Below are 264 nucleotides of genomic sequence, written 5' to 3'. Positions count from 1 at the left end.
GCGCTCGCCTCCAAGGACGGCCCCAAGCAGGTCGCGGAGCGGCTCCTGAAGCAGAGCCTGGATGCGGGCGCCCCGGACAACGTCACCGCCGTCGTGCTCGACATCGCGGACACGGCTCGCGGCGACATCGTGAAGGAGCCCATCACCGTCGGGTCTGCGGCGTCCCCGCTCGAGTTCGGCGCAGAGCCCAAGCCGACCACGCGTGCGGCGCGGCTCCCCGGCCTGCGCCTGCACCCCATCCGCCCGGCGACCGGCCCCACTCAC

Annotated in this window: 1 protein-coding gene; it reads left to right on the top strand. The window is 74.2% G+C overall.

What is annotated here, in order from left to right; translation table 11 throughout:
• A partial coding sequence (locus tag SB719_RS20695) for a hypothetical protein (protein ID WP_412159819.1) occupies positions 1-264 on the top strand: 264 nt, incomplete at both ends.

It is taken from the genome of Pantoea sp. SIMBA_079 (genome assembly GCF_046940275.1).
Classification (GTDB): Bacteria; Pseudomonadota; Gammaproteobacteria; order Enterobacterales; family Enterobacteriaceae; genus Pantoea; species Pantoea borealis.
The sequence above is the reverse complement of the archived record's forward strand: the minus strand, read 5'-3'. Positions and strand labels throughout refer to the sequence as shown.